The sequence below is a fragment of the Gemmiger formicilis genome (assembly GCF_016901605.1).
GTDB classification, from domain to species: domain Bacteria; phylum Bacillota; class Clostridia; order Oscillospirales; family Ruminococcaceae; genus Gemmiger; species Gemmiger formicilis_B.
The window spans coordinates 1-3,308 of the sequence record NZ_JACJKP010000238.1 but is presented as its reverse complement, the minus strand read 5'-3'; the positions used below and the strand labels follow the sequence as shown (position 1 = coordinate 3,308).

Below are 3,308 nucleotides of genomic sequence, written 5' to 3'. Positions count from 1 at the left end.
GTGGTAAAAGTGTGGTTGCCAGACTTTTCAGGGCTCCCTTTAGGGAGCGACCACAGGAGATAGGCCCTTATAGGGCCTGTTCAAACCACCCGTTCAACGGGTGGTTTTGATTCAAAGGGCGCTGGCGGCCGATTCGTTGCCGTAGTTTTCGATATAACGGAAAAACAGATATTCGCAGATAATGAGCAGCTGTACCCGGGACAGCACTTCCAGGTCGGCCTTGATGAAGTTGGTGGACGTTACATACAGGTTTTCGTCTGCGATGCTGCTGAGGGTATTGCTGCCCAGATTGGTGAAAGAAACAAGAGCCGCCCCCTTGCTTTTGGCCATGTTGGCAGCGGAGATGACCAGGCTTGTCTCGCCGGAAATAGACAGCGCCAGTACCAGGTCGTTTTCGGTCAGCTGCCGGGCACTGATGTTCATGAGGGTGCTGTCGTCGTAGCAGAAAGCTGCCTTGCCGATGATCTGAAACCGTTTGGCCAGTTCGGCGGCCGGCATCCGGCTGCTGCCCACCGCGTAGATCTCAATGCGGCGTTTGGTGTGGATCAGTTCCAGAATACGCTCCACCGTTTCTTCCGATACCATCTGGATGGTCTTTTGGATATCCCGGAAAAAGTCGGTGGGGCGGGAATCCTGCTTCTGGATGCCGGGTGTTTCGCCCAGTTCCATCCGCAGCGAAGCCTTGAACTCCGCAAAACCGCTGAAACCCAGCTTTTTGCAGAACCGGATCACCGACGCAGGGGAGATAAACAGTTTGTCGGCCAGTTCGGTGACCTTCAGCCGGGCTACCTGTTCGTGGTGGCGTACACAGTAGGAGAGGATCTCGTTGTCAGACCGGTTCAGCTGGGGCGTGTGTTCCGCAATACGGGTAAAAAAATCCATGGGTTCCTCCAAACAGAGAATTCCGCCCGCGGTATCCGCTGCCGCCGTGAAAAAAGTTTCAGAAAATGAAAAAAATTCGGAATCGGCATAATGTTCCAAAAACGGCGAAAACTCTTTTAAAAACTGGTGATATTGATTATATTATAGCTGTTATCCGGAGCGCGCGCAACAAAATTCAAAAACCACTGCGAGGTAAATCAATATGGATGGATTTAAAGTTGTCATCGTGGGCGGCGGTTCCAGCCACACCCCGGGCATCATCGAAAGCCTGGTCAACAACCTGGACCGTTTCCCGCTGAAAAAGCTGGTCTTGTATGATATTGATCCCGAACGTCTGGAACTGGTGGATACGCTGTGCGGTTCCCTGATTGAAAAACTGGACCCGGAGTGCACCTACTTTACCACCACCGACCCGGAAAAGGCCTATACCGATATCGACTTCGCCTTTGCGCAGATCCGCCAGGGCGGCATGGAAATGCGGGAAAAGGACGAGAAGATCTCTCTGGAATTCGGCGTGGTAGGGCAGGAAACCTGCGGCCCCGGCGGCATGGCCTACGGCCTGCGTTCCATCCCGGCGGTATGCAAGGTCATTGATGATGTGCGTACCTACGCCCCCGAGGCATGGATCATCAACTACTCCAACCCGGCGGCCATCGTGGCCGAAGCCACCCGCCGCAAGTACAACAACTACAAGATTCTGAACATCTGCGACATGCCGGTGGCCATCATGCTCTCCTTTGCCAAGATGCTGGGCCTGCAGAAGTACAATGATCTGGACCCGGTGTACTTCGGGTTGAACCACTTTGGCTGGTGGACCAGGCTCTACGACAAGAGCGGCGTGGACAGAATGCCGGAACTGAAAGAGCAGATCATGCAGTTCGGTCTGGCGGCTTCCCACGACAAGCACCATTCCGACCCCTCCTGGCGGCACACCTGGGAAAACTTCAAGGAGATCCTGACCGACTTCCCCGAGTACCTGCCCAATACTTACCTGCAGTATTACCTCTATGCCAAGGAGAGCGCCGAGGATATGGACATCCATTATACCCGCGCCAACATGGTCATGGACGGCCGTGAAAAGGATATGATCGAGCAGGCACGCTTGATCCGGGAAAGCAACGGCGCCTACAAGGCCAACCTGAACCTCTTCAATGCATTTGGTGATTTTATTGTGGACGTGGCCTGTTCCATCGCCTACAACAACGCCGACCGCTACCTGGTGATTGTGGAAAACCAGGGTGCGATTCCGCAGCTGCCCTATGACGCCATGGTGGAGGTACCCTGCTACCTGCGCAAATGGGGCCCCGAGCCGGTGGTCATCGGCAATATCCCGCAGTTCCAGCTGGGCATGATCCAGCAGCAGCTGGCCTCTGAAAAGCTCATTGTGGATGCTTACTTTGAGCAGTCTTACCAGAAAGCCCTGGAAGCGCTTACCATGAACAAGACTGTTCCCTCTGCCAAGGTGGCGCGCAAGATTCTGGACAAGATGATCGAAGCAAACAAAGGCTACTGGCCTGAGCTGCACTGACAAAAGCGGGAGGAATAGATGATGACAAAGAAGTTTACCTTCTCCCAGTTCCAGAAGCTGGGAAAAGTTTTGATGACGCCTGTCATGATCCTGCCGATCGCAGGCATCCTGGTGGGCATCGGGTCCGCCTTTACCACGGCAAACATGGTGGAAATGTTCCCCGTTCTGGGAACGACCTACGTAAAGCTGTTTTTCAACCTGCTCAAGGCGATGGGCAACAGCATCAACAACTATCTGCCGATCATTTTTGCGGTATCGGTAGCCATCGGATATGCGGAAAAAGAAAAAGGCATTGCGGCACTGAGCAGCGTCATTGGCTACCTGGCCATGAACAACGTTATGAACATTCTGCTGACCAGTCTGGGTATTCTGGATACCGCCAACATGAAAACCGGTCAGTCCATGGTTCTGGGCATTGCCTCGCTGGATACCGGCGTTTTCGGCGGCATTCTGGTGGGCTTGCTGGTGGCAGCCCTGCACAACCGGTTCTATAACATTCAGCTTCCCCCGATTCTGGGCATCTTCTCCGGCACCAAGTTTGTCCCGATGATCTCGCTGCTGGGCTGCTCCGCCCTGGGCCTGGTCATGGCCTTCGCCTGGCCCCCGGTCCAGAATGCCCTGGGCCTGATGGGTGAACTGATTTACGAGACCGGCGCCGTGGGCAGTGTGATCTACGGCCTGAGTGAGCGCGCCCTGCTTCCCTTTGGCCTGCATCACTTTATTTACACGCCCTTCTTCTTTACCAACCTGGGCGGTTCCATGACCATCGATGGCCAGCTGTATGAGGGTGCCGTGAACATCTACAACGCCATGCTGGCTTCCCCCGATGCCATGTTCGACATCAACATCAGCCGCTTTGTCATGAACGGCAAGGTCATTTTTGCCATGTTCGGCATGC

Annotated in this window: 3 protein-coding genes; 2 read left to right on the top strand and 1 reads right to left on the bottom strand. The window is 54.5% G+C overall.

What is annotated here, in order from left to right; all coding sequences use genetic code 11:
• Positions 1–111: 111 nt before the first annotated feature.
• Entirely contained in the window at positions 112–882 is a 771-nt protein-coding gene (locus H6B10_RS13490) for a MurR/RpiR family transcriptional regulator (RefSeq protein ID WP_204652081.1), read from the bottom strand.
• Positions 883–1,084: 202 nt separating this feature from the next.
• Here H6B10_RS13490 and H6B10_RS13485 point away from each other — a divergent pair, with 202 nt between their 5' ends.
• Complete coding sequence (locus H6B10_RS13485) at positions 1,085–2,410, top strand: 6-phospho-alpha-glucosidase (protein WP_204652080.1); 1,326 nt, start codon at positions 1,085–1,087, stop codon at positions 2,408–2,410.
• A gap of 18 nt (positions 2,411–2,428) precedes the next feature.
• Positions 2,429–3,308, top strand: an 880-nt coding sequence (locus H6B10_RS13480; protein ID WP_243427391.1) for a PTS transporter subunit EIIC, incomplete at its 3' end; no start/stop codon positions are given.

Bases quoted from the DNA above. Each gene is read 5' to 3' on its own strand.
- H6B10_RS13490 (WP_204652081.1), bottom strand. From the start codon at position 882: ATGGATTTTTTTACCCGTATTGCGGAACACACGCCCCAGCTGAACCGG.
- H6B10_RS13485 (WP_204652080.1), top strand. From the start codon at position 1,085: ATGGATGGATTTAAAGTTGTCATCGTGGGCGGCGGTTCCAGCCACACC.